General features: G+C 62.2%; 24 protein-coding genes and 1 pseudogene. 8 read left to right on the top strand and 17 right to left on the bottom strand.

The features are described from left to right. Window positions 1-640: 640 nt before the first annotated feature. Window positions 641-1,992, top strand: a protein-coding gene (locus AC1D2L_RS01825; RefSeq protein ID WP_476844097.1) for an IS3 family transposase whose coding sequence is annotated in 2 segments (ribosomal slippage) — window positions 641-977 and window positions 977-1,992 — 1,353 coding nt in all. Because the reading frame shifts where the segments join, the coding sequence is not laid out codon by codon here. 441 nt (window positions 1,993-2,433) lie between these two features. On the opposite strand, the gene AC1D2L_RS01820 is transcribed toward AC1D2L_RS01825, so the two are convergent. Both AC1D2L_RS01820 and AC1D2L_RS01815 read right to left on the bottom strand, forming a co-directional pair. Beyond that, complete coding sequence (locus AC1D2L_RS01820; RefSeq protein ID WP_476844096.1) at window positions 2,434-3,177, bottom strand: SDR family oxidoreductase; 744 nt, start codon at window positions 3,175-3,177, stop codon at window positions 2,434-2,436. Between the two features lie 162 nt (window positions 3,178-3,339). Further along, window positions 3,340-4,080, bottom strand: coding sequence for an SDR family NAD(P)-dependent oxidoreductase (locus AC1D2L_RS01815; RefSeq protein ID WP_476844095.1), 741 nt, complete (start codon window positions 4,078-4,080; stop codon window positions 3,340-3,342). 165 nt (window positions 4,081-4,245) lie between these two features. On the opposite strand from AC1D2L_RS01815, the gene AC1D2L_RS01810 reads away from it, so the two are divergent. Next, window positions 4,246-5,040, top strand: a complete 795-nt coding sequence (locus AC1D2L_RS01810; RefSeq protein ID WP_476844094.1) for an alpha/beta fold hydrolase — start codon at window positions 4,246-4,248, stop codon at window positions 5,038-5,040. Window positions 5,041-5,153: 113 nt separating this feature from the next. Here the strand turns inward: AC1D2L_RS01810 and AC1D2L_RS01805 are convergent, their stop codons facing one another. From AC1D2L_RS01805 to AC1D2L_RS01770, 8 genes are all read right to left on the bottom strand, one after another. After that, complete coding sequence (locus AC1D2L_RS01805) at window positions 5,154-5,918, bottom strand: SDR family oxidoreductase (protein WP_476844093.1); 765 nt, start codon at window positions 5,916-5,918, stop codon at window positions 5,154-5,156. Window positions 5,919-6,001: 83 nt separating this feature from the next. Further along, window positions 6,002-6,955, bottom strand: a complete 954-nt coding sequence (locus AC1D2L_RS01800) for a dihydrodipicolinate synthase family protein (RefSeq protein WP_476844092.1) — start codon at window positions 6,953-6,955, stop codon at window positions 6,002-6,004. A 203-nt stretch (window positions 6,956-7,158) separates the two neighbouring features. Beyond that, entirely contained in the window at window positions 7,159-8,148 is a 990-nt protein-coding gene (locus AC1D2L_RS01795) for a TRAP transporter substrate-binding protein (RefSeq protein WP_476844091.1), read from the bottom strand. Window positions 8,149-8,163: 15 nt separating this feature from the next. Next, on the bottom strand, window positions 8,164-9,435 hold the full coding sequence (locus AC1D2L_RS01790; protein WP_476844090.1) for a TRAP transporter large permease: 1,272 nt from the start codon (window positions 9,433-9,435) through the stop codon (window positions 8,164-8,166). A 9-nt stretch (window positions 9,436-9,444) separates the two neighbouring features. After that, on the bottom strand, window positions 9,445-10,017 hold the full coding sequence (locus AC1D2L_RS01785; protein ID WP_476844089.1) for a TRAP transporter small permease: 573 nt from the start codon (window positions 10,015-10,017) through the stop codon (window positions 9,445-9,447). Between the two features lie 64 nt (window positions 10,018-10,081). After that, window positions 10,082-10,960: an enoyl-CoA hydratase/isomerase family protein gene (locus AC1D2L_RS01780; RefSeq protein WP_476844088.1), complete on the bottom strand. Its 879-nt coding sequence runs from the start codon at window positions 10,958-10,960 to the stop codon at window positions 10,082-10,084. After that, the gene (locus tag AC1D2L_RS01775; RefSeq protein ID WP_476844087.1) at window positions 10,921-11,367 is read right to left on the bottom strand and encodes a MaoC family dehydratase; all 447 of its coding nucleotides are present in this window, start codon (window positions 11,365-11,367) and stop codon (window positions 10,921-10,923) included. Before AC1D2L_RS01775 ends, AC1D2L_RS01780 begins: the two co-directional genes overlap by 40 nt. A gap of 65 nt (window positions 11,368-11,432) precedes the next feature. After that, window positions 11,433-12,656 (bottom strand): CaiB/BaiF CoA transferase family protein, encoded by a 1,224-nt coding sequence (locus tag AC1D2L_RS01770; RefSeq protein WP_476844086.1) that lies wholly within the window; start codon window positions 12,654-12,656, stop codon window positions 11,433-11,435. 364 nt (window positions 12,657-13,020) lie between these two features. On the opposite strand from AC1D2L_RS01770, the gene AC1D2L_RS01765 reads away from it, so the two are divergent. The 4 genes and pseudogenes from AC1D2L_RS01765 to AC1D2L_RS01750 all read left to right on the top strand — a co-directional run. Continuing rightward, complete coding sequence (locus AC1D2L_RS01765; protein ID WP_476844085.1) at window positions 13,021-14,067, top strand: LacI family DNA-binding transcriptional regulator; 1,047 nt, start codon at window positions 13,021-13,023, stop codon at window positions 14,065-14,067. Window positions 14,068-14,232: 165 nt separating this feature from the next. Then, complete coding sequence (locus AC1D2L_RS01760) at window positions 14,233-14,748, top strand: cupin domain-containing protein (RefSeq protein ID WP_476844084.1); 516 nt, start codon at window positions 14,233-14,235, stop codon at window positions 14,746-14,748. A 139-nt stretch (window positions 14,749-14,887) separates the two neighbouring features. Continuing rightward, window positions 14,888-15,925 (top strand): proline racemase family protein, encoded by a 1,038-nt coding sequence (locus tag AC1D2L_RS01755; protein WP_476844655.1) that lies wholly within the window; start codon window positions 14,888-14,890, stop codon window positions 15,923-15,925. A gap of 177 nt (window positions 15,926-16,102) precedes the next feature. Then, a pseudogene (locus tag AC1D2L_RS01750) lies at window positions 16,103-16,267 on the top strand (IS5/IS1182 family transposase); the annotation flags it as partial. A 378-nt stretch (window positions 16,268-16,645) separates the two neighbouring features. Here the strand turns inward: AC1D2L_RS01750 and AC1D2L_RS01745 are convergent. Further along, window positions 16,646-17,161, bottom strand: a complete 516-nt coding sequence (locus AC1D2L_RS01745) for a cupin domain-containing protein (protein WP_476844083.1) — start codon at window positions 17,159-17,161, stop codon at window positions 16,646-16,648. 263 nt (window positions 17,162-17,424) lie between these two features. Here AC1D2L_RS01745 and AC1D2L_RS01740 point away from each other — a divergent pair, with 263 nt between their 5' ends. Together AC1D2L_RS01740 and AC1D2L_RS01735 are read left to right on the top strand one after the other, a co-directional pair. Continuing rightward, window positions 17,425-17,601, top strand: coding sequence for a hypothetical protein (locus AC1D2L_RS01740; RefSeq protein WP_476844082.1), 177 nt, complete (start codon window positions 17,425-17,427; stop codon window positions 17,599-17,601). Between the two features lie 43 nt (window positions 17,602-17,644). Beyond that, a complete protein-coding gene (locus tag AC1D2L_RS01735) occupies window positions 17,645-17,803 on the top strand; it encodes a hypothetical protein (protein WP_476844081.1) in 159 nt (52 codons plus the stop codon). A 27-nt stretch (window positions 17,804-17,830) separates the two neighbouring features. On the opposite strand, the gene AC1D2L_RS01730 is transcribed toward AC1D2L_RS01735, so the two are convergent. The 6 genes from AC1D2L_RS01730 to AC1D2L_RS01705 form a co-directional block, all read right to left on the bottom strand. Continuing rightward, window positions 17,831-18,118, bottom strand: coding sequence for a DUF1330 domain-containing protein (locus AC1D2L_RS01730; protein WP_476844654.1), 288 nt, complete (start codon window positions 18,116-18,118; stop codon window positions 17,831-17,833). Window positions 18,119-18,232: 114 nt separating this feature from the next. Continuing rightward, a complete protein-coding gene (locus AC1D2L_RS01725) occupies window positions 18,233-19,930 on the bottom strand; it encodes an oxidoreductase (RefSeq protein ID WP_476844653.1) in 1,698 nt (565 codons plus the stop codon). Between the two features lie 331 nt (window positions 19,931-20,261). Next, window positions 20,262-20,888 carry a TetR/AcrR family transcriptional regulator gene (locus AC1D2L_RS01720; RefSeq protein WP_476844080.1) on the bottom strand — a complete coding sequence of 209 codons (627 nt, stop codon included), beginning with the start codon at window positions 20,886-20,888 and terminating at the stop codon, window positions 20,262-20,264. Between the two features lie 152 nt (window positions 20,889-21,040). Next, the gene (locus AC1D2L_RS01715) at window positions 21,041-21,811 is read right to left on the bottom strand and encodes an SDR family NAD(P)-dependent oxidoreductase (RefSeq protein ID WP_476844079.1); all 771 of its coding nucleotides are present in this window, start codon (window positions 21,809-21,811) and stop codon (window positions 21,041-21,043) included. Between the two features lie 23 nt (window positions 21,812-21,834). Then, on the bottom strand, window positions 21,835-23,334 hold the full coding sequence (locus tag AC1D2L_RS01710) for an FAD-dependent oxidoreductase (protein ID WP_476844078.1): 1,500 nt from the start codon (window positions 23,332-23,334) through the stop codon (window positions 21,835-21,837). Window positions 23,335-23,342: 8 nt separating this feature from the next. After that, window positions 23,343-24,095, bottom strand: coding sequence for an SDR family oxidoreductase (locus tag AC1D2L_RS01705; protein WP_476844077.1), 753 nt, complete (start codon window positions 24,093-24,095; stop codon window positions 23,343-23,345). Between the last annotated feature and the right edge of the window lie 9 nt (window positions 24,096-24,104).

Genomic DNA, 24,104 nt, shown 5'->3' with positions numbered 1-24,104 from the left:
CCCGAGTAGTCGGGAAGGGCGCCACGCAATGTGATCCCTTCCGCCGCAAAAGAAGAGCCGACAGGTCACGCAATTATGGGCAGAGGCGATGAGCAGGGAATTGAGTAAGAGCGCGGTGGTGGTGATTGCCGTCTTGACTGGAGGCTCCGCCTCGTTAGCGCAATCTGACGGATCGCTCAGGGGGAAGATCACTTCCTATGAGTGCGGCGACAACTGCTACCTGACTATTACGGATGAGTTTGGGGCGTAGCACTCGGGTCTATGTGTGGCTGACGCATGCCGCCCTTGGAACAAGGCCGCGCAGATGCCGAGGCGGTATCTAGGTAAGGTCGTTGTAGTACACGTGGCCATGGGCACGCAGCTTGACGGCGGCGGGAACGCTGCTGGCCGGATGATGGCTTTTCGTACCCTGCGTTTTCGTTAGCGGGCGCCTCGCTCCGGTCGGTGGCGAGCGGAGACGGTCCGCAGGGTGATAGCCCTTGAGCATGTAGGAGGGGGAGGGGCTACCTAGTGGTGAAAGTCTGACGCTTGATACCCGCCACGAATGGCAAGAGCTGTCCGCCGTCAGCACCTATGGCCCAGATCTGAGGTTGTGAACTGAGGAGAATTTGGGTCTCGTCGTAGTGACGAAGGAACGAAGATGAGACCCAAATCCTCCAGCGTCAAAAAGCCCGCCGAGCAGGTGGTGAAGGATATCCGGCGGGCGACGCGTCGGCATTTCTCGGCCGAAGACAAGATCCGGATTGTGCTCGGCGGCCTGCGCGGCGAGGACAGCATCGCCGAACTGTGCCGGAAGGAGGGCATCGCCCAGAGCCTGTATTACACCTGGTCGGAGGAGTTCATGGAGGCGGGCAAGCGCCGTCTGGCCGGTGACACCGCGCGTGCCGCCACGACCGATGAGGTCAAGGATTTGCGCCGTGAAGCCAGCGCCGTGAAGGAGTGTGTCGCCGATCTGACGCTGGAGAATCGCCTGCTCAAAAAAAGCATGATCGCGGATGGGGGCGACGAAGAATGTGGTATCCCGGATCCGCGAAGCTCGAGATCATTAGGATCGTCGAGCAGTCGCACCGGCCAGCCAAGCGGACCCTGGATCAGCTGGGTATTGCGCGCCGGACCTTCTATCGCTGGTACGACCGCTACATCGAGGGCGGCCCGGAGGCGCTGGAGGACCGGCCATCGGTACCAAGTCGGGTGTGGAACAGGATCCCGACGGACATCCACGACCAGATTATCGAACTGGCGCTGGAGCGATCCGAACTCAGTCCTCGGGAACTGGCGGTACGCTTCACCGATGAGCGGCGGTACTTCGTGTCGGAAGCTACCGTCTACCGGTTGCTCAAGGCGCATGATCTGATCACCAGTCCGGCCTATATCGTGATCAAGGCCGCCGATGCGTTCCACACCAAGACCACCCGGCCAAACGAGATGTGGCAGACCGACTTCACCTACTTCAAGATCGTCGCGTGGGGCTGGATGTATCTGTCGACCGTGCTCGGCGACTTCTCGCGCTACATCATCGCCTGGAAGTTGTGCAGCACAATGCGCGCCGAGGATGTCACCGACACGCTGGATATGGCGCTGGCGGCCTCGGGCTGTGACCAAGCCCATGTTCACCACAGGCCCCGGCTGCTCAGCGACAACGGCCCCAGCTACATCGCTGGCGAGCTGGCCGAATATATCGAAACCCAGCGCATGAGCCATGTGCGCGGAGCTCCCTGTCATCCCCAGACCCAGGGCAAGATCGAGCGCTGGCACCAGACGCTCAAAAACCGCGTCCTGCTGGAAAACTACTCCCTACCTGGCGATCTCGAAGCTCAGATCGAGGCGTTCGTCGAGCACTACAACCACCAGCGCTACCACGAGAGCCTGAACAACGTGACCCCCGCCGATGCCTACCTCGGAAGGGCAGAGGCCATCATCAAACAGCGCGAAAGGATCAAACGACAGACCATCGAGCATCGGCGCTTGAAGCACCGCAAGCTCGCCGCATAACATCAACCTCCAGACGAGGCCGACACTCCGCTAATTTACGCCGCGAGTTGCGCCAAATATTCTGACGACGGACATTCGACGCAGTTCGAAATGTTTCAGAATGTTTCAAAATGCCTCGCAAGTTTTAGTCAATTGTTTGCACACCTGTGCACCCATGGTGCTGCGATGGAGGGCCATCTCAAATTTTTCGGGACTATGTCGTTCGATCACCAGGGCGGCTTCGCACGCTTGTCCCGAATGCGCGCAACGCGCGAACACCTCGCAGGCGTCCAGTCTCGATTTACATGGCTTGCGCGGCAAGCTACTGCTGCGAAAGCGTAGGGTCGGAAAAAAGCTTATCGCAAGCCGCCTTGGCTCGTCACAAGCGTGAATAGCGACCGCAGGCAAGTAACGCCGCGGCCGGAATTTATGCTGCTATATTTTTTTGAGCGGCCGAAGAAATCAGTCCATCACTTGCTGGCCGCCATCCACGCCGACGACCTGTGCGGTCACATAGCCGTTGCACATCAAGTAGAGCGCTGCCATTGCGCCTTCCTCGGAATAGCCGATGCGCCCGACAGGAAGCCGATCGGCCATCTGCTTGATGCGTTCGGCTTTATCGTGGGAATGCAGAACATCGTTAAGCGGCGTATCCATCAGCCCGCAGGCGATCGTGTTGACGCGCACGCCCTGCGGCGCGAATTCGAGCGCAAGCGACCGGGTTGCCGCATTCAGGGCGCCGTTGATGCTGGCGCCCATCAGATAGCCCTTGACCGGGCGCACCGCAGCGACCCCGCTAAAGAAGACGATGCTTCCGCCTGTCCGTATGAAGGGGCGGCTATCGAAGGCTGCCCAGAAAGGCCCCCAAAACTTGCTGTCGAAAGCCTCTCTTGCCGTCTCTTCGGTCAGGTCATCGTATAGGATCGGCTTGACCGTAGAGCCCGGCATCACAAGATGGTCGAAATCCGCATTGTCCTGCATGAACTGCTTTACCGAAGCGCGGTCTTCTATGCTGAAAGCGGAATAGGGCACGCGCCTGCCATATGTCTCTTCGAGAGACGCGGCTGCTTTTTGAAGCTTTTCCGTGTTCCGAGCCGCGATCGCGACATCCCCGCCGGCGGCAAGGACAGCCTCCGCAGTCGAGAAGCCCATTCCGTAGGACCCGCCGATAATGAGGACTTTTTTGTTCTCTAGTGTAAACAGCATTATAAACCTCCCAGTTTCATTGGTTTATTGTCGTCTTAGGAGTGTTTCTTTCGACCCGCCGATCCAGCAATAGACGCGGCGCCATGTCCGGACGTTCGTCAGGTGAGATACACTTCACGTCCCGGACAGTCCTGGCGCCGATTGCCGTCTAACGCGGCCGGCTCAGATTAGGCCTCCATTGACGTGCACGACCTGTCCGGTGACGTAGGAAGCGTCGCGCGAAGCCAGGAACGCGATCACCGCCCCCACTTCATCCGCCTCTCCGATACGCCCCATCGGGATCACACGCGGCAGCTCGGCCCACTCTTCCTGGCTCAGGAACTGTTCGCCATGCTCCTTCCGGACGAGCCCCGGAACGACGACATTCGCGGTCACGCCCTGCGACGCGAGATCGACCGCCAGGGTGCGCACAAGCGTTTCCAGGGCCGATTTCGCGGCTCCGGAGATCGGGTAGATCGGATAGTCCGACCGGAAAACATGCGCATTATGCGTGCTGACGGCAACGACTCGGCCTGCCAGAGACTGCTTCAGATGGGGGAGTGCCGCCGTCACCATTTCGAAGAAGCTGATCGCGACAGCCTGCATTGCATGTTCGAAATCCGTCGTCGTTGCCGTCCCGTACTGCGCCCTGACAGGAAAGCCGGCAGCGTGGATCAGGACATCGAGCGCGCCGAACGTCGCGACCGTATAGGCGACGAGTTCGGTCCCGGCGCCGGGCTGCGACAGGTCCTTCAGGACCGTAGCGGTGGCCGCGCCGAGCTTCGCCAGTTCCGCCGCCATCGCCGCGACGCCCTCAGCATTGGACCGGGCGTGGATCATGACCTTGTCGCCAGGCTTGACGAGCCGCCGCAGCGCTGCCGCACCAATTCCGCTGCCGGAACCTGTGCAAAGTATCGTCGCCATATCCTATGTCCTCCCTGCTGGCTGATCTGAAAATTGAAGCGCTGCCCGGCTGCGGTTACACAGCGGCGGGCAGGCTGGACTCGCGGGCGCGCGCGACAGGCTGCAGCGACGGGACGGGCCGCCGGCCAGCCGTGCACGGCGCCAATGATTGAGAGAAGTTGAACGATGGATGCGAGCCCGACCGACAGCATTCTCATGCAAGGCCGTCCGATCCATCTGACATGGCGCGTACCGCGGCGCGCCCCGAGCGATCAGGTCATCGTCCTGCTGCATCAGGGCCTGGGCTCGGTCACGCAATGGCGCGGTTTTCCCGAGGCGCTCGGCGCCGCCACCGGCTGCGCTGTTCTGGCCTATGACCGCCTCGGCTATGGTCGCTCCGCGAGACTCGACGGCCCGCGCGCTCCGGACTTCCTCGATCAAGAGGCCCACCACGTCCTGCCGCATCTGCTCGATGCGCTGCAGATCGAGCGCCCGGTGCTGTACGGGCACAGCGATGGCGGCACGATCGCGCTGAGCTTTGCCGCCGCGTTCCCGACGCGACCGGCGGCCGTCATCAGCGAGGCCGCCCATGTTTTCAGCGAGGTCGACGCGACCGGCGGGATCGCCGCCCTGGCGGACGATTTTCGGACCGGAACGCTGCGCGAAAAACTGGCGCGGCACCATGGCGACAATCTCGACACCATGTTTAACGCTTGGGTCGAGATCTGGACTTCGCCCGAAATGCGCGACTGGTCGATCGTCGATCGGCTTAGCCGCATCACCTGCCCCCTGCTGCTGATCCAGGGCGAAGCCGACGAACACGGGACGATCGCCCAGATCGAGGCGATCGCGTCGCGCGCACGGGGGGCGACCGAAACCTGGCTGATTCCAGGCTGCGGACACATGCCCCACCTCGCTCAACCCGACGCCGTCGCCCGCAGGGTTTCCGATTTCCTGCAGTCTCTCGGCCAGGCCCGCTAGGCCGCGTCGCCATACCGGCGCGCGCGCCCTGCCCGGACGGCATGGCCTGGCGCCAGCCATGAGAGCCGAGCCCGCAGAGCAGGCGCGGCCTCGGCGGGCAGCAGCCCGAAGGTTCAGGTCGGACCGCACCAAGCCGTCATCCCGCCATCCACTGTGAAGATCGCGCCGGTGGCGTAGGAGGCCTCGCTGGAGGCGAGCCACAGGATCGTCGAGGCGATTTCCTCGGGCGTCCCCATCCGCTCCATCGGAGCCCGGCCGGCGAGCCGGCGCTTGAACGCATCAGCGTCGGGAACCGTCGTCAGCATCTTCTCGTAATAGCTCGACCAGATGACGCCGGGCGCCACCGCATTGACGCGGATCTTGTCCTTCACATGGTCCAGGGCCATGGCGCGCGTCAGCGCGGCAACGCCGCCCTTGGCTGCGACATAGGCGGCGCGCCCCATGATGCCGATCGTCGCCACGTTTGAGGCCGTGTTGACGATCGCGCCGCCGCCACCGCTGCGCATGACAGGAATCGCATGTTTCGAGCAGAGGAAAACGCTCTTCAGATTGACCGCGACGAGATTGTCCCAATCAGCCTCGTCGGTGTCCTCGACCGTCCCGATCAGGCCGCTGCCGGCATTGTTGACCAGAATGTCGAGCCGGCCGAAGGCCTTGACGGCAGCCGCAACCATCTCGCGCGCATCCGCCTCCTGGCGAACATCGACGCGCACGGCGATGGCGGCCGCACCGATCTCACTTGCGACGGCCTGTGCATTCTCGAGATTCCAGTCTGCGAGGACGATTTTCGCGCCCTCCCGCGCAAACATCCGCGCGGTCTCGGCTCCGATGCCTGCTCCGGCCCCCGTGATGATCGCTACCTTGTCTTGCAGGCGCATGAGTAGATGACTCCGTTATCTCTGTCGTTCGAGGCCGACCCCGAAGGGGCCGGCTGGGTTGGGCATCGGCAGGCCAGCAGGCCCTAGACCGCGCGATAGACGTTCTCTGCGCTCAAACCGGCCTTATCGAGCCAGTGACGCAGGCGCTCAGGGTCGGTGATCTGGTGAAGCGGCGGGCGGACATGCGCGGCCGGCATCTTGCCGAACAGCACCAGCGCCGCCTTCATCCGAGCCTGCCAATCGATATAGGGCTCGGCGTAGAAGGCCTGCACGGCCGCATAGACGCGCTCGCCGACCTGTTCGAAGGCGGGGATGTCATGGCGCTGATAGGCGTCGAACAGCGCAACCTGGAGATCGGGTATCACACTGCCCGCACCGGACAGGATGCCGCGCACGCCCAGGGCCAGCGAACTCATCAGCCAGGACGAATGCGTGGTGATGACGCTGACCGGCCGGTCCAGTGCATGGAGCGTGCGGATGGTCTTCTCGTGCAGGATGGGATCGGAGCACAGATCCTTGATCGCGACGATCGACGGGACCTGTTCGCAGATCTTGACGAGCGTGTTCAAGGAGAGCTGCAGGCCGGTCCATTTGGGAAACTGGAACAGGATGATCGGCAGCCCCGATGCCTCCGCCAGCGACTTGTAGTAGTCGACGAAAAGCTCGGGCCGGTCCTCGCCGCGGAACATCAGGACATTCGGCGGGAAGGCGAGCAGGCAGGCGGCGCCGCCAGCCTCTGCCATCCTGGCGATGCGGCGGGCCTCAAGGGTGCTTTCCGTGTAGACCCCGCAAATGATCGGCGTCCCCGGCACGGCATCGACACTGAGGCCCAACGCGTGGGTCTGCTCCTCGAACGACATGGCATGGACTTCGGCAGCGTGGCCGTTGACCGTGATCGCCGTGACGCCCTTGACACCTGCGAGGTCGCGCAGGTGGCTCTGATAGGCCGGCCCATCGATCGCATAGTCGGCAGTGAACGGCATCAGGGCCGCTGGCATGACGCCGTGCGGCAGGAACTGCGTGGTGTTGAGGGTCATCGGGGCTTTCCCGCCAGTCCACACCTGCGCTGAGGCGGGCGTCTGGCATTGTCATTGCTGGAAATGTGGCGAAGGGCTCACCGACAGCGCGGCTGGGGACGCATGGGCGTCGAAGGAGTGGATCGCTTGCCCGGGCGCATCTGAGGTGCTGGGCGCTGCGGGAAGCGCAATCGCTCCCCGCAGCAGGTCTTGCTGACGCAGCTTTACTTGGCGGCCTTCGCGGCTTCGACACGCTTGAAGTTCGCCTCGCCTTCTGGCGTCTCCTTGATCAGCTTCTGGGCAACGGCGCGGGTCGCCTTGACCAGTTCGCTGGTGTCCGTCTCGATGATCTGGACGTTCGCCGCCTTGATCTTGACCATGCTGTCGTCATAGGTGCGCTTATACGCGTCGATGGCAGCCGGCATGGCGTCGCGCGCGGTGTCCTTGACGAGCTTCTGCTGGTCCGGGGTCAGGGCGTCCAGGCGCGCCTTCGACATCACGACGAGGGCCGGCATGTAGTGGACCTTCGTCATATTGAAGTATTTGCTGACCTCGACGAAGCGATCCATGATCATGGTGTCGGGCGAATTCTCGGCGCCATCGACCACACCGTTCTGCATCGAGATATAGACTTCCGAATACCCCATCGGAGTCGGCTGCGCGCCCAGCGCCTGATAGGCGTCGACATAGGCCGGGCTCTGGATCACGCGCAGCTTCTGGTTGGCGAAATCCGCGAGCGTCTTGATCGGGCGCTTCGAGGTATAGACATTGCGCTCGATCGCCGAGACGAAACCGAGGCCGATCAGGCCGCGCGCGGGAAGATAGTTCAGGAAGTGCTGGCCAACCTCGCCCTGCAGGATCTTGTTTGCTTCCGTCAGGTCCTTGAACAGATAGGGCGTCGAGAGAACCGCATATTCGGGCACGGTGTTCTCAAGCGGTGCACTGGCCGTGACGACCATGGCAAGCGCACCGCTGCGGGCCGACTGTAGCATGCGCACTTCACCGCCGAGCTGGCCCTGGCCAAAGATCGCAACCTTGATCTTGCCATCCGAACGCTGCTCGATCAGCTCTTTGAACTTCATCGCGAACGCGTTGTAGTGGCTATCGGGGTTGAGCGTGTGCCCGATATTCAGTTCGATCTGCGCCTGAGCCTGGCCGGCGTTAAGTCCGGCGAAGATCGCCGCAATACCGAGTATTTTCCTGATAGCACTCATGGTCTTCTCCCTTTGTTATCGGATCAAAATTGTAGAAAGCGCGGGAACATAGGTAATGATCATGATATTCACGATCAGAACCGAGAGGAAAATCAGCAACGGCCGCATTAACTGATCGATCCTGAGCTTTGCGACCTCGCACACCACGAAGAGGTTGACGCCCACGGGTGGTGTGACCATTCCGGTTGCCAGATTGACGATCATGATCAGGCCGAAATGCACGGGATCGATGCCGAACTTGATGGCAACGGGCGCAAGGATCGGCGCGAGAATGATGATCGCCGCCAGCGTCTCCATGAACATGCCGACGATGAAGAGCAGCAGGTTGACGAGCAGCAGGAAGGTGAAGGCCGAACCCGCGATCGTCGCGATCCAGGCGCCGACATGGTGGGGGACCTGCAGGATCGTCAGGAAGAAGCCGAACGCGGAGGCAAACGCCACGATCAACAGCAGGCCCGACGAGGTCAGCGCGCTCTTGATGAGCACCTGCATGATGCCGGCGAGATCGAGCTGCTTGTAGATAAAGACGCTGACCAGGAGCCCGTAGACCGCAGCCACGACAGCCGCTTCGGTCGGTGTAAACAGGCCCGAATAGATCCCGCCGAGGATGATCACCGGCATTGCCAGCGCGGGTCCTGCGCCCCGCATGGCCGCGGCGATGCCCGCCAGCCATTCCGAGACGCTCAGCCGCTCGATCGTGTCGAAGCCCTTCAGATTGGCGACCACCATGATGGTGAGCATCAGCGAGACGCCGATCATGATGCCGGGGATGATGCCGGCGATGAACAGGTCGGCCACCGAGACGTTTGTCACGAGGGCGTAGATGATCATCGGCAACGATGGCGGAATGATCGCGCCCAGCTCACCCGCCGAGGCAACGGCGGCTGCGGCGAAGTTCTTCGGGTAGCCCTTGCGGACCATGGCCGGGATGGTGATCGAGCCGATTGCGGCGGCGGTCGCCGAGGACGAGCCGGATATCGTCGCGAAGAACATGCTCGTGAGCACGGCTGCCGCGCCGAGACCGCCCCGGACCCAGCCGATCAGGGCATTGGCGAGCGCAACGAGACGTGTCGAAATCCCGCCCGCCTGCATCACGTTGCCTGCCAGGATGTAGAACGGCACCGCCATCAGCGAGAAACTGTCCAGGCTCTCAAATGAGGACTGGAGAGCCGCCATCAACGGAATGCCGGAACTGAGAAGACCCAGGAAGGCCAGGATTCCGAGCGTAACAGCAATCGGAACCGAGAAAGTCAGGAGAAGAAGAAAGCCGCTTGCAACTGATGTCATAACGGACCCTCAATCTACTACGAGTTCTGGATCAGATTCGAGAAGATCTTTTGAATAAAAAGCTCCCTCTACAAAAAGGATGCTCAAATTTACGACCGCCATTAGGGCGCCAAACGGGAGCGCCGAATAAACATAGGACATTTTAATTCTGAGGACGGGGGAGGTTTCGAAGGACCCATCCAGCGCAAAATGGAAGCCGACATAGAAGAGGATCACAAAGAACGCGATCGTAACGGCAATCGCGCCGAGCTTCACAATTTTTCCGAATGGGGCCGGCAGCAGCTGGGGCAGCATCTCGACAGCGATCAGGCCGGCTGCGCGCGAGATCACCCCGACGCCAATGAAGATGGCCCAAATGAAGGAATAGCGTGCAATCTCTTCAGTCCAGGGAGCCGAGATATTCATCCCGATGACGTCGAGCACGAACCGGACGAGGACTTGACAGGAGACTGCCAGCGTCGCGACCGCCAGCAGGAGCCCGCAGATAATTTTCGCAGCTGCGTTGAAACTATCAACCGCCGCTATCACGCGCCCCACCGGCGACCACGGCCGAGCCGTGACGTCTTCACTCACCTTTTTCATGATTCCTCCCAGTAAAAAGGCCAATAGAATTGGCGCTTATATTATTTCTTTTGAAGTATAAAATTTATCGACCGCGATAGATCGGGGCCCTCTTTTCGAGGAAAGCCTGCATACCTTCGGCGCGGTCTTCGGTCTTGAAGGTTTCCCGAACCATCTCGCGTTCGAAGAGCAGGCCTTCCTCCAGCGGAAGAGAGAAGGCGGCCAAGGCAGCGCGCTTCGCTAAACGGACCGAACCAGGCGCCCGCGTCGCGATCAAAGCCGCCAGTTCCACCGCCCTGGCGACAAGCCTGTCGGCCGGCACGACCTCCGAGACGAGCCCGGACATCATGGCCCGTTCGGCCGTGATCCGTTCGCCGCTCAGGATCATCTGCATCGCCAGGGATTTGCCGACGACGCGCGGAAGCCGTTGCGTGCCGCCATCGCCGGGAATGGTGCCGATATTGATCTCGCCCTGCGCGAAGAACGCCGTATCGGCAGCGATGATGATGTCGCACAGCATGGCGAGTTCACATCCGCCCCCGATCGCGCCGCCATTGACAGCCGCGATGATCGGCTTGGGAAAATTCTGGATCTCGAACCAGCGCCGCAACCGGCCTTCGTCGAGATACCAGTCGACGCCGCGCTGAACCATGCCGCTGATATCGGAACCGGCCGAAAAGACCTTACCCGCTGCGGTGATAACCACGCTTGAGATCTGCGGATCGTTCTGCGCCCGGCCAAGTTCGTTAGCCAGCTGTTCAACCAGCTCCTCGCTCAGGGAGTTGGCTTTCTGAGGCCGATTGATTGTCAGGAGCAGGACGCCCGGAGCTGGCCGCTGGGCGAGCAGAGGCGGTTGCGGTGCGTCGAGAGTGTCCATGCTGGCCACGAAATGCATCCTCGAGGAGTGATCGATTTTCGGGCGAATTACTTCTGGACCCACTTCAGGATGTGCTGAGCAATACAAACCAGCTCGCCACTCTGATTGGTGACAGTGACCTCGGACCGCGACCGACGCTTCTCATTGTCAATCTCGACGATCTTGTAGAGAACCGTCACGGTATCGCCGATGAACACAGGTTTCAGGAACCTGATCTTGTCGTAACCCAGCGAAACCGGAACCTCGCCCGCGCTTGCAGCAGTCTTGTCCTTGACGATGATGCTCGAGGTCGTGGACATAAAGCCGACGAGCAGGACGCCATGGGCGATCCTGCGGCCATAGGTCGAATCCTGCATATACTGCTCATTGACATGGACGGGCGCGAGATCGCCCGTAATGCCAGCGAACATGTAGACATCGCTTTCGCCGACGGTCTTGCTGAACTCCGCGGTCTCACCGATTTTGACCTGCAGGTCCCCGAGCGCATTCCCCATGTCGATCTCCCAGCTCTATGTGAATTGATGTCGAGAAAGTCGTCCTGTTCGTCGCGGCCGGCCGGTCATTCCGCCGGCGTCAGCTCCGGAGCCGGAGCCGCAACGGTACCCGCCTCGATAAGTGCGGCGATCTCTTCGGCGGAATAGCCGAGGTCCTGCAGAATCTGCTGGCCGTCCTGCCCTGCCTTCAGGGGATAGCGCCGGCGCTGCGGAGTCTTACCATCATAGCGGATGGGATGATTGACCAGCACGGCAGCCTGGCCGTCTATATCGATCTCATCGAAGATGTCGCACGCTGCCACCTGCGGATCGTCGCGCAGATCGTCGAAGTCGTTGACGGGAGCAAACCACAGCTTGTGGCGCGCCAGCCCTTCGGCCGCCTCGTCATAGGTTCTTTTCGCGAAGGCGGCAGCGACAGCCCTGGCGATCTCATCGCGATGCTCATAGCGATGCAGGCCGGCGACCTTGCGGATGCCCTCATCGGCAAGCGCGTCCGCAAGCTCGTCCATCATGGTCAGCGAAGCGCTGTTGGACAGCACGATGAAGCGGCCATCGGCCAGCTTGTAGACCCCATAGGGAGCTTCGTGAAACCAGGTGCCGAGATGCTCGTCGCGGCGATAGACGCTCCGATCGGCGTTCTTGTTGTAATATGTCGTCATCGCCTCGGCCTGAAGATCCAGGCCGGCCGTAAACAGGCTTGATTCAACCCGGCCGCCGATGCCGGTCTTCTGCATGCGGATATAGGCCGCGAGCACGCCAAGCGCGAGCAAGGCGCCGCCATGCTGGTCGACCACGGCCGCACCAACGGCTTTCGGCCCGCCGAAGCGATCGCCATTTCCCGCGATCAGGCCGCAACGCGCCTGCACCAGCAAATCCTGGCCTGGGCTGGTGGCCAAAGGCCCTTCCGAACCAAAACCGCTGGCGGAGGCATAGATCAGGGCCGGATGCTTGGCGCGCAAGGCCTCATAGCCGAAACCAAGCCGATCGAGCACGCCGGTCCGGAAGTTTTCCATCACGACATCGGCCGAAGCGATCAGCTTCTCGACGATGGCCCGCCCCTCGGGAGATTTCAAGTCGACAGCCAGGCTGCGCTTGTTGCGATTGGCGGTGAGGAAGAGGCTGCTGACGCCGTTGACGTAGGAATTCGCCCCCGCCCATTTCCGCTCGAACGCGCCGGTCACCGGCTCGATCTTGACGACGTCAGCTCCCATATCGGCCAGATACTGGGAGGCTGCGGGCCCCTGCAGATAATGGCAAAAGCTGACGACGCGGACGCCCGACAACAACATCTAACTTCCCCCATAGCGTGGTCGGCGCTGCCTGCGCCGATTGACGACACTTCGCCCGGTGGAACCGGGGGCGCCCGTTTGTTACCGGAATGTCGTATGAAAACGTTTCCATTGTCAAGCGCCCCTGATTGGGCCACTGGATGATTATCGAGCCCTTCGCTTGAAGGGCTTTCATGTCGTCGAGGCCACGCCATGCAGGCACGAGCACAGGACAAGGCTCGCGACTGCGACGGGCAACGGCCTGGAACTGATTTTCAGCCCGGCGGAAACATATCCGCAGGCGCTGCGCCTATCGCCGAAGGGGGCGGCTGTAGCCATCCGGCAATCGGTCCGCTAACCCTTTGACGTCAACTGGAAAGATGCGATGTCAGTCGAAAAGCCCCCCAAGCACGGCGTGGTGCGCGTAGCAGCCGATGCGGGGGTCTCGATCGCCACCGTCTCGCGCGCCTTCAACGAGCCGGGGCTCGTCCGCGAAGACGTCCGCAATCGGATCATCAAGGCCGCCGCCGCCATCGGCTATATCCCGAACTCGGCTGCGAAGGCCCTGCGGCTGCAGCGGACCCGTCTCGTCGGCGCGGTGATTCCGTCGCTGGATCACGCGATCTATTCCAAGCTCGTCAATTCGTTCCAGCAGCAGCTCGCCGCGACGGGCTATACCGTCGTCGTCCTGACCGTGGGGTTCGACAGCGCGGCCGTCTTCCCCGGCATTCGGCAGATCGTCGAGCGGGGTGCAGAAGCCCTGATGATCGTCGGCACCATCGAGGACAAGGACCTGCGCAACTTCCTGTTGATGAGCGGGATGCCCTGGGTCCAGACCTATTCGGTCGCCTCCGACAGGGCCGACCCGGCGATCGGCTTCGACAATTTCGCAGCGATGAGGGAGGTCATCGAACACCTGCTGGCGCTCGGCCATCGCGACCTCGCCATGATCTGCGGCGTACTCAACGGAAACGACCGGCAGCAGGCCCGCGCAGCGGCCTTCCGCTCGGCATTGCAGCAGGCCGGCCTCCCCCCGGACATGCCCGTGCTTGAAAGACCTTACTCGCTGCAAAACGGCATCACCGCGATGCGCGAGATTCTATCCGTATACCCGCAGACCACTGCGGTCGCCTGCAGCAGCGACATCCTTGCCTTCGGCGCGCTTCATGCCTGCAAGGAAGCCGGCAGAGCGGTGCCCCGCGATATCTCCGTGTCAGGGTTCGACGACCTGGAATTTGCGACCCTCACCGACCCGTCGCTGACGACCGTGGCGATCGGCGCCGATGAAATGGGCAGGCTGGCGGGGGAGCGGATCGCCGCCGCCCTTGAGGCGCGCCTGCCGATCGAAGGCCAGTGCCTGCCAACCAAGCTGCTGATCCGCGGCTCGACCGGCTCGGCTCCTAAGGCCAGCGGCGCGAACGGCCCAATGTAGCCGTACGGTGTCAAACGTTGCGGCAACCTACAATGAAAAGCTTTACATAGCGCCTGCGATGAGTAGCATCGGGCCCCAATGTCGTCCTGACGAGCGGAACGGTTTGGTCAGGTACGTCGAATCCGAACCTCGTTTTTCCCATCCATCATCGCCGGGACGCATTCTATGCCCGTATTTACCAAGCCTGACTCCAACGGCGGAGCCACGCTGATCCTGCAGCCAGCGGAAGGCGACAATTACTGGCAGCCGGTCCCTGCAAACGGCCACATCTCGGTGCGCGTGGCGCCCCGCTCGGTGCCGATGGAACACCCACTCGGGCTGGGGACGCAAACCCTGCCTCCGGGTGGCTTCGTGCGCGAGCACGCCCATGACAAGAACGAGGAAGTCCTGCACTTCATTTCTGGAACCGGGACCGCAATCGTGGAAGGCGTCGAGCATCGCGTCGGCCCCGGCACAACGATCTTCGTCGGCAAGAATCGGCGCCACAAATTCGTCAATGACGGCGAAACCGAGCTGCACTGGATGTGGTTGATCGTGCCGAACGGGCTGGAGGATTTCTTCGAGGCGCTCGGTCGGCCGAAGACGGCCGCGGGCGAGGACCCGACACCGTTCGAGCGTCCCAAGGACAGCATCGAAATCGAGCGTCGGACGGTGTTTGCCGCCGGCAGCGAAGAAATCTGAGCCGCAAGACAGCGCCAGCGGCAGGATGGCCGGCACCGTCGAGCCGTCAATGGCTGCGCCGGTGCCGTGCAGTTGCGCTCATCCAGAGCGCGCAGCGGCTCGCCATCGCGAACAAAAAACCAGTTTCAGGGGGAAAGACATGCGTTTCAGCAGAATGATCAACGTCGTCGGCGTCCATACCGAGGGCGAGCTCAATGAGGTCATAACCGGCGGCGTGCTCGACGTGCCGGGCACCACGCTCTTCGAGAAAGCACGCTATCTGGAGACTCATGGCGACGATCTCCGCCAATTTCTCCTGCACGAGCCGCGGGGCAAGGTGACGCAATGCGTCAATCTGGTCCTGCCGTCCTCGAACCCGGAGGCCGTCGCCGGCTTCGTCATCATGGAATCGGCCTCCTATCCGCCAATGTCCGGCTCGAACACGATCTGCACCGTGACCGCCCTGCTGGAGACCGGGATGGTGCCGATGCAGGAGCCGGTCACCGAACTGACGCTCGAAGCGCCGGGCGGCCTGATCCGGGTGAAGGCCGAATGCGCGGATGGCCGCTGCAAGCGCGTCACCTTCACCAACGTGCCCAGCTTCGTCTTTGGGCTCGACCTGAATGTCGAGGTGCCCGGCCTCGGCACCATGCGCGTCGACGTCGCCTATGGCGGCATGATCTATGCGCTGGTTGACGCGCGCGCGGCCGGTTTTTCGGTCGACCCGTCCGAGGCGTCGGAGATGGTTTCTGTCGGCGAGAGGATCAAGGCGGCAGCAGCCGAACAGATTCCGGCGGTCCACCCGTTGAACCCCGAGATTCACACCATCAACCAGACCCTGTTCGCCGGGCCGCTCGAACGGCGTGACGACGGCGTCCTCACCGCCCAGAATACCGTCATCGTCTCGCCAGGCCGGGTCGATCGTTCGCCATGCGGCACCGGCACCAGCGCCCGTCTCGCGGTGATGCATGCGCGCGGCCAGATTGCGGTTGGCGAAACTTTCGTGCACCGCTCGATCCTCGACACGGAGTTCCACGGGCGGGTCGAGGCGGTGGTGGATGTGGACGGACGCCCGGGCGTGATCCCCAGCGTCAGCGGCAGGGCTTGGATCACGGCCTTCCACCAATATGTGCTCGATCCGTCCGATCCGTTCCCCAACGGCTATCGCCTTGGCGATACGTGGCCTACCGATGAGTGAGAGGCGCCCGTGACGGTTGCTGAGACACAGCAACGCGCCCCTTGGCTTACCGCAAAAGAGCTGTCAGCATCATGCATTCGTGATCCAGAAGCTAATCCCGTTTCATCTGCGCTTCCACTAGGAGCCCGTCCGAGTAATCCTCTTAACGGGGTGGTTTCGGGGTGATTCACTTGCCTCATGGCCAAAGTGTTTCGCTCTTGGGATGTCGATCAGTTCTGGCTTTTGCCGCCCTCGCTGGATGAGTTCGTGCCGCCCGGTCACCTGGCGCATTTCGTCCTTGACACGGTGCGCGAAGGGCTCGACCTTTCGGCTGTTATCGACAGCTACACCGAGGAGCGCGGCTAGGGTCCCGCGCTGTTTCATACGAGGTCAGGTTCAATTCCTTGTCACCCGCCACGAGAACGCGGTCATCGCCTACCAGTTTTCAGTATATGCCAGTAGCTCTGACCGTCTGGTCGTCGGGTGGAATTCATCCTGTCGACCAAGGGGTTCAATGATCGCGTCGTTCCCTGGAAAGCGTCACTGGGTCTCCGAGTTCCTTCGACCAGGCTACAGGCGAATTGCTGGATTCGTAAATGACCGTCAGGCCTAGCGCTCTCCGCGCGGCCTGCGCCAAAATCGAGCCCGCCCAGCGCTCCGGATGCCAGCTAGCAGTTGGCCGCCATTGGCGAGTTTACCAGCCTTAATACGATAATCGCGTTCTTCGTAGATCATGGCCCCTCACTTCACCTTGTCGAAACGGGAATCGACCCAGCCGAATACCGTTCTGCGCTCGATCTCGGCGATATTGTCCGGCCGCGGGAAAGGCGCGGGGGCGGACTCTCCGGGGCGCTTGGGCCGGCCGATTTCCGCGAAGAACTCGTCGAGCCCGCCGGGCATCAGCAAGAAGGTGAAGCTCAGCGGCTCATCGTTGGGGTTGAGGAAATGGTGCTTCAGCCCTGGTCCGATATAGGCGCAGGATCCCGGTTCAATCGGATGATCGGTGCCATCGATGCGGGCGATGCCACGGCCTTCGTAGACGAAGATAATCTCCTCCTGGGTGTCGTGAACATGCTCGCGGATGGCGCATTGCGGCGCGACAGTCTGCGTGCCCATGGAAAATCGACTGGTGCCGCCTGTCTTGATGGTGTTGAGCAGGTTTCGAACATAGCCGTTAGCCGGAACCGGCTGCCAGAAGCTTTCGCCATCATCGGGGCCGAGCACCAGTGCCCGCGCTTTCGTCTCGCTTGTTGCCATTGCAATCTCCGTCGCGTGAGCGCCCTGCATGCCGCAGCATAGGCCGTCGCAAGTCCGGTTCTCTCGGCGCCGATGATGCCGAACCGCGTGTGGGCACGGCTGCTGACGTCTATGTCAGTATGCTTGGCGCGAGAAGACCGTCAACACGCATCGGCGGATGACGCATGAGCAATGCCGGCGGCCTTCCTTCGATCGAGGCGATATGCGAGGTCGGTCTGCGAGTTGGTCGCTAACCACGTTTCCTGGCGCTATCGGGTGAGACGATGAACGTATTCGAGCATGAGACGCAGGCGATGGAGGCCTGGCGCGACGGCGTGATGACGCTGATGCGGGTCTCTGCCCTGGTTCAATCCGCGCAGCTTTGCATCTTCGAGCAGTTCTGCGAGCCGGGCTCGGTGCTCCGATCCATCTTCACGCCGTCGAGGAGGTTCTCGAGGTGATGGAGGGGAGGCCGAGATCTACCTCAGGGATGAGAGCCGGATCGTGAAGCCGAACCAGTCGGTGCTGATACCGCCCGGCGCGAAGCATGGCTTCAAGAACGTCGGGACGGGGATCTTGAAGGTTCGGGCCACCCTGGCGGCCCCGATCTTCGAGGCCTCCTACGACAATCGCGACGAGCTTTCGCGCCGATACGTCCGCTGATCCCGGCCCTGCGCCTGATCTAAGCCTCTACAAGCCTTCTACGAAGATTAGGCGCCTGGTCAGGGCCCGCTTCGCAACCTCCAAGGCTTTGCCGTACTCCGGCGACGCATACCATTGCCGCGCCCGCTCCATGCTCGGGAACTCAAGAATCACGAGTCCCGTCGACGTGAAGTCGCCCTCCATCGCCTCTATGGCGCCGCCACGGGCAATGTATCTGCCTCCATAGGCCTCCACGCTGGGGACTGCGAGAGCCCGATATTCCCCGATCATTTCCTGATCGACCTTGCTGCTCTCGGATAGGACATAGGCTGCTATCGCGCTCTCCTGCTTCTTGAATGACGCTGCGGTGATAGACGATCTGGCACGGCTTGAGCCGTCGCAGTCTCTCTTTCGGCGGGGCCGTTCCAGCGCCAGCCTGACGGCCCAGTCTCACTCTTTGGACTGTTCCCGGGAACCGTTGCCGCGGGTCACAAGGCGAAGTTCGGGAACTCCGAAGGCCGCGGCAAAGGCATCCCTGATCGCGGCAACGCTCTTGCCGGCACTGGATGCGTCTCCGATGATGGTCACGAAGCCAGGGGCTATGCCGCCCAGTTGCGGCGGGGCGGGCCGCCGGGCCTTGTAGTAGAACCATTTCCTGAGGTCTGGCCGGATGGCCAGATCACGGATGATCGGCAGTTTGGCGACGCCTGCCGCCAGCAGCCCGGGTATCAGGCCGAGGCCCAGCCGATAACGAGCACCGGTGGCGACCACGACTCGATCGAAACGCGAGGACAGTGCCTGGATATCGTCGATCCTGGTGTTGAGCTCGAACGCCACACCATTGGCGCGGCAGCGCTGTTCCACGGCTGCGATGTAGCGATCGAGCACGCGCTGGTCTGCCGAAACCTCCTGAAATTTCGGAGCCAGCCCGGCAAGTTTCAGCGCGCCGCCCACGGTCGGTGATTTCTCGAAGACCGTGACGGCATTGCGGTGCGCCACCGCGCTTGCATAGGAAAGGCCGGCCGGGCCGGCCCCGATCACAGCGATCCGCAGCCCTTCGGGCAGCAGCTTTTCGCGAACCTGCGCGCTCCCGACCGATGCCTCCCGACCGGTGATCGGGTTGACGAGGCAGTGCAGGCGAAACCCCTGTCGCATGCCGTTGATGCAACTATTGCAGGCGATACACATGCGGACCGCCTCACCGCGCTGGACCCGCAACGGCCATTCCGGATCGGCGAGCAGCGGCCTGCCGAGGGCGACGAAATCGGCATGGCCCTCTTCGATCGCGCGCTTGGCATCGATCGGGTCGCCCAGCCTCCCGACTGTAATCACCGGAACCGAAACATGCGGGCGGATTCTGGAGGCGAAGGAGAGGAAGGTTGCGTCCGGCATGTTCATGGGGGGCGCCATCACCGCGCCGGTGGGGAGAGACCGATAATGCCCGCCAGCGACATGAATGGCGTCCGCTCCCGCCTCGGCTGCCCAGATCGCGACCTGCCTGGCTTCCTCAAACTGCATGCCCTCGGGAAAGAGATCGTCGCCGCTCATCCGGAAGATGGTCGGAAGATCTGCCTCTCTCTGTTTGATGCGGCGGATGATCGAAAGCGCCAGGCGCGCCCGATTCTCGAGGCTTCCACCATATTCGTCGGTCCGCAGGTTTTCGGCGGGGCACAGGAACTGCGAAATCAGGTAGCCATGCGCGCCGTGAATTTCGACGATGTCGAACCCTGCGCGCCGTGCGCGCGCGGCGGCATCGGCGAAGGCCTCTATGCAAGCTTCGATCCTGGCCTTGTCCATGGCCTGTGGGATAACGGTCTCGGTTGTGCCCTCTTCGACGATATGTGGGATCGCGGAAGGAGCCACCGGCGGCTCGCCGCCATTGATGTCGAGACGGGTATGCCCGCCGCCATGTCCGAGCTGGATGCTGACTTTCGCGCCTCGCTGATGCAGAGCATCGACAAGCCTTCGCAGCCCCGGGACGAAGCGATCGTCGTAGATGCCGAGTTCGAAGTTGCGATGCTTGCCGGCCTTCTCGGGGGAGGCCATCTCGACGGTGATGAGGCCGACGCCTCCCTCCGCCCGGGCACAGTAATAGGCGATGGAGTCCTCGGTCACGAAACCTTCGGCATCGGCGCCGCGCGTCGTCATCGGCGGCATTACGATCCTGTTCTTGATTTCGACCCCGCCGATCCAGCCGGGCATGAACAGCGGGTGATGCGACGCCTGGTCGGATGAAGGCGCTGTCTCGGTCATCGAAGGCACGGGCTCCTCCAGAGCATTTAGCGGGAAACTGACTTATCTGTAGGTCAGTCTAGTGGTCGTATTGTTGGCGCTCGGGTTCTGTCGCAGGACATCGTCGTGCTCTGAGGCCGCGGGTTACCTTCGCAAGCGCCGGCCAGGGCAAGTGTTGGCGGACATGGCCTGGGATCGCGATCGCGTCCTGGCGCATAAGCGCGCTGGGATGGGACGGTGTGCATGATCATCCCGCGATGCCACGCGTCGAGCCGCGGCGCTTATTGACATAGGCATGCGTGATGACGCGCATATGCGCCATGTAGAGATGCTCGAGCCGCGCGAAAGAGCCTGCATCCTGCGTAATGGGCGCCGCGCTCTCGATGATGCTGACGATCTGGACGGCGATGTCCGCGACCGGGGCGTGGCGGGCGATTTCGCCGTTATCCTGTGCCTTGGCGATCGCATTCGCCACATAGCTCTCTATGGCCCGCGAGAACGAGACCATGCAGGCTCTGCCCTCAGCGCCGATCTGGTCAGCCTCTAGGCGCATGCGCGAGATCAAGCTCCAGGCAGCGCCACCCTCGTCGTTGCTCTTGTTGAAAAGCAGATACTGCTTCCGGTTGAGCTCCATCGTTGCGATGACTTTGTCGTCATAGGAAATGTCCGCACACCAGACGCTCGCCATCTTTTCGGTCGTGCGCGCGACGTATTCGGTCAACACTTCCTTCACGAGCCCGTTCTTCGTGCCAAAATGATAGTGGATATTCGCTCGGGTGATGTCGAGTTGCTGCGCGATGTCAGCAAAGCGTAGGCCGCGATAGCCGTGCCTGATCAGCAGTTCGGTCGCTGCCGCCTTGATCTTGTCACGCATCTGCAATGATCCTCGCCTTCGGTTCAATTTTCCTTGGCCCAGGCGGGAAGAAGGCAGGGCCAGATGTCAAGATGCACCGTTGGCATGTCCTGTCGGGCGCCAAGAGGCTGCCGAAGATGAGCTCGGCAGCCTTCCAGCCGGCACGCCGAGCCTTAGTGCATCCACAATCCGCCGGTCACATTGATCGCCTGTCCGGTCATATATGACGACTCGTCTGACGCCAGGAAGGCGACGACGCGCGCAATGTCGTCGGGCAGGCCCACACGGCCTACCGGTATCAGGTTTTCGCGCTGTCTGGCGGTGGGCACGCCCTGCTCGACCGAGCGCTTATCGGCCTCGTCGCGCATTCCAGTCTCGACGATCGTGCCCGGGCAGATGGCGTTGACCGTGATGCCGCACGGCGCGAGTTCCATCGCCAGCGCTTGGGTCAGGCCGATCACGGCGAATTTCGAGGCGCAGTATGCGCTGTAGTGAGGTTTGCCCACCTTGCCGTACCAGGACGCCGTGTTGATGATTCTGCCGGCCTTCAGCGCGCGCAGGTGCGGCACCAGCACTTTGCACATGTTGAAGACGCCATCGACATTGACGGCGAAGGTGCGGCGCCAATCCGCAATATCGACTTCCTCGAGCTTGCCGAGGGTGATAATGCCGGCGTTGTTGGCGAGGATGTCGACCCTGCCGTGATCCCTGAGAAAGGCTTCTGCGGCCGCCGCGGCGCTGTCATAATCCGCGACATTGGCCTTGTAGACGGTGCAGCGGCGACCAGCCTTGACCACCATCTGTGCAGTGGTCTCGGCCTCCTGCGTATTGATGTCGACGATGCCGATGTCGCAGCCTTCTTCAGCAAGGCGCGTGGCAATGCGTCGGCCGATACCGGTTGCGCCGCCCGTGAGCAGAAGCTTGCGTCCTTCCAAACCGTACATGATCTCGATTCCTCTTTCGTGTTTCAAACTGTTGCGGATACGGCTGCGTGCCGCCCCGCGATGCGTCCCGACGTGAAGGCCCAGGCGAGATGGTGACCGTGTCCTTCGAGGATAACGCCGCCCTGGCCGGTCGAACCTGCTGCGTAGAGCCCGGCAATCGGTGCTCCCGCTTGATCGAGGACCCGCAGGTTGAGATCGACGGCGAGGCCGCCCTCCGCGATTGGAATCCAGCTCTTGGCCGGACCGAGCGCATAAAACGGCCCTGCCGACAGCGTGGGCTTTCCGGCCGCCTGGGCGGCGGCATTAAGGGTCGTGACGCTGTCCGTCAGTGCGGCCGGTGTCATACCGAGCTTGACGGCGAGCTCCTGAAGCGTCGGAGCCGACACGAAGATGTCGCGCCGGTTCTTCCGATAATCATCCAGATAGGCGTAGGCCAGTCCGGGAGCTGTCGAGATGAAATTGGGCCACTGCGTGTATTTTTTGGCGACGTTCTCATCGAAAACGATGAAGGCGATCCGATCCGGCTGGGAGGGGATCGCGTATTGTGGCCTGTCGTTCTCATCCACGAATCGCCGCCCCAGTGTGTTCACCAAGATCGCGCCCTGTTGAAACAGGCTGTGCGAGGGCGCGAGATTCGTGGTCACGAACATCATGAAGAAGGGGCGCAGGATCACGGACGGCACGAATCGCATCGCCTGCTTCATGATCGTGGCGAGCAGCCGCGTGGGCGGGATCCGCTCGATGATCTTTTTGGCCGGGGGCGCGACGAAGCGGATCTCTGGACCGTAGACGATGTCGCCGTTCACCATGCAGCCGCCGACCGCCATGCCGAGGCGCTGGCCGTCACCGGTGCTAGCGATGTTGATGCCTTCGATGTCGCGAATGTTCTCCGGCAGATATTTTTGCTTGAGTTCATGGCCGGAGCTCATGTCGCCAGAGGCGAGGATCACCGCCCGCCGGGCTCGCAACGTCTGGCGCTTGCCTGACACAAGCGCTTCCACCCCAGTCACGCGGCCGGCCTGCTGCGTGAGCGCTTCGGCCTGCGCCTGGAGAACAATCTCGACACCGAGGCGACGCGCCTCCTTCTCGAGATAATGAATGTAGGACTTCGAGCTCGGCAGAATGTTGTGCATTCTGGGCACGCGATGGGGCGGCTCCGGCATCGGTCCGAAGAAGACCACGCCCAGACGCTCTAGCCAGACCAAGACGTCGGGAACGTTGTCGACCAGCAGGCGACGCAGTTCCAGGTTGTCGCGATCGGCCAGATGCGGCGCGAAGAGCGGCATGTCTTCGAAATGTGCCTGCGTGCTGTCGACGACGCCTGCGCTCTTCTGCAGCCTTGTGCAACTGGCGGTGATCGAGCCCACCGAGCGACCGGTGGTGCCACCCAGGATCGGTTCTTTCTCCAGTAAGATGACCTTGGACCCGGCCGCCGCCGCTTCGATGGCTGCAGCCAATCCTGCGCCGCCACCACCGACGATGACGATGTCCGTCTCCCGGACAGCTTGAAAAGACGTGCTCATAGGGGGGCTCACTGCGCCGTCATGCCGCCGTCGACCATCATGACCGACCCGGTCACGAAGGACGCCTCGTCGGATGCGAGGAAGAGGATGGCGTTGGCGATCTCCTCGGGCTGGCCGAGGCGGTTCATCGCCTGCCGGGCCTCGAGTTCGCGTCGCATTTCCGCCGCGCGCGGAGATTTGGCGAACATCTCCTGGAAATAGGGAGAGTCGATCGTGCCGGGTGCGACCGCGTTGATCCTGATCTTGTCTTCGACATGGTCGAGCGCCATCGCTCGCGTTAGCGCGGCGACCGCACCCTTCGAGGCGCAATAGGCCGCGCGGTCGCGAATGCCGACATTGGAGACGATGGAGGCCGTATTGACGATGGCGCCGCCGCCCTGCTTGCGCATCTGCGGGATCGCGTATTTGCAGCCGAAAAACACGCCGTTGACGTTCACCGCCATCAGCGCATTCCAGTCATCCTCGCAGGTCGAGACGACATCGCCGGGAATTCCATAGCCGGCATTGTTAACGAGTACGTCGATGCGCCCGCAACGCGCGACCACAGCATCGACCATGCGCCCGACGTCGGCGCTTTTGGAGACATCGACGGCGAGCGCGAAGGCGCCGCCGCCGGCCTGCGCCGCGACAGCGCGGGCTGCATCCTCGGACCGGTCAGCGACCAGGACTGTCGCACCTTCGCGCGCAAATATCAGCGAGGTCGCCCGCCCAATTCCTGACGCGCCGCCTGTCACGATGCAGATCTTGTCACGCAACCTCATGAATTTCCT

The organism is Allobosea sp. P1_B10, assembly GCF_056406735.1.
Note: the sequence above shows the minus strand (reverse complement) of the source record. Positions and strands in the feature narration are given on the sequence as shown.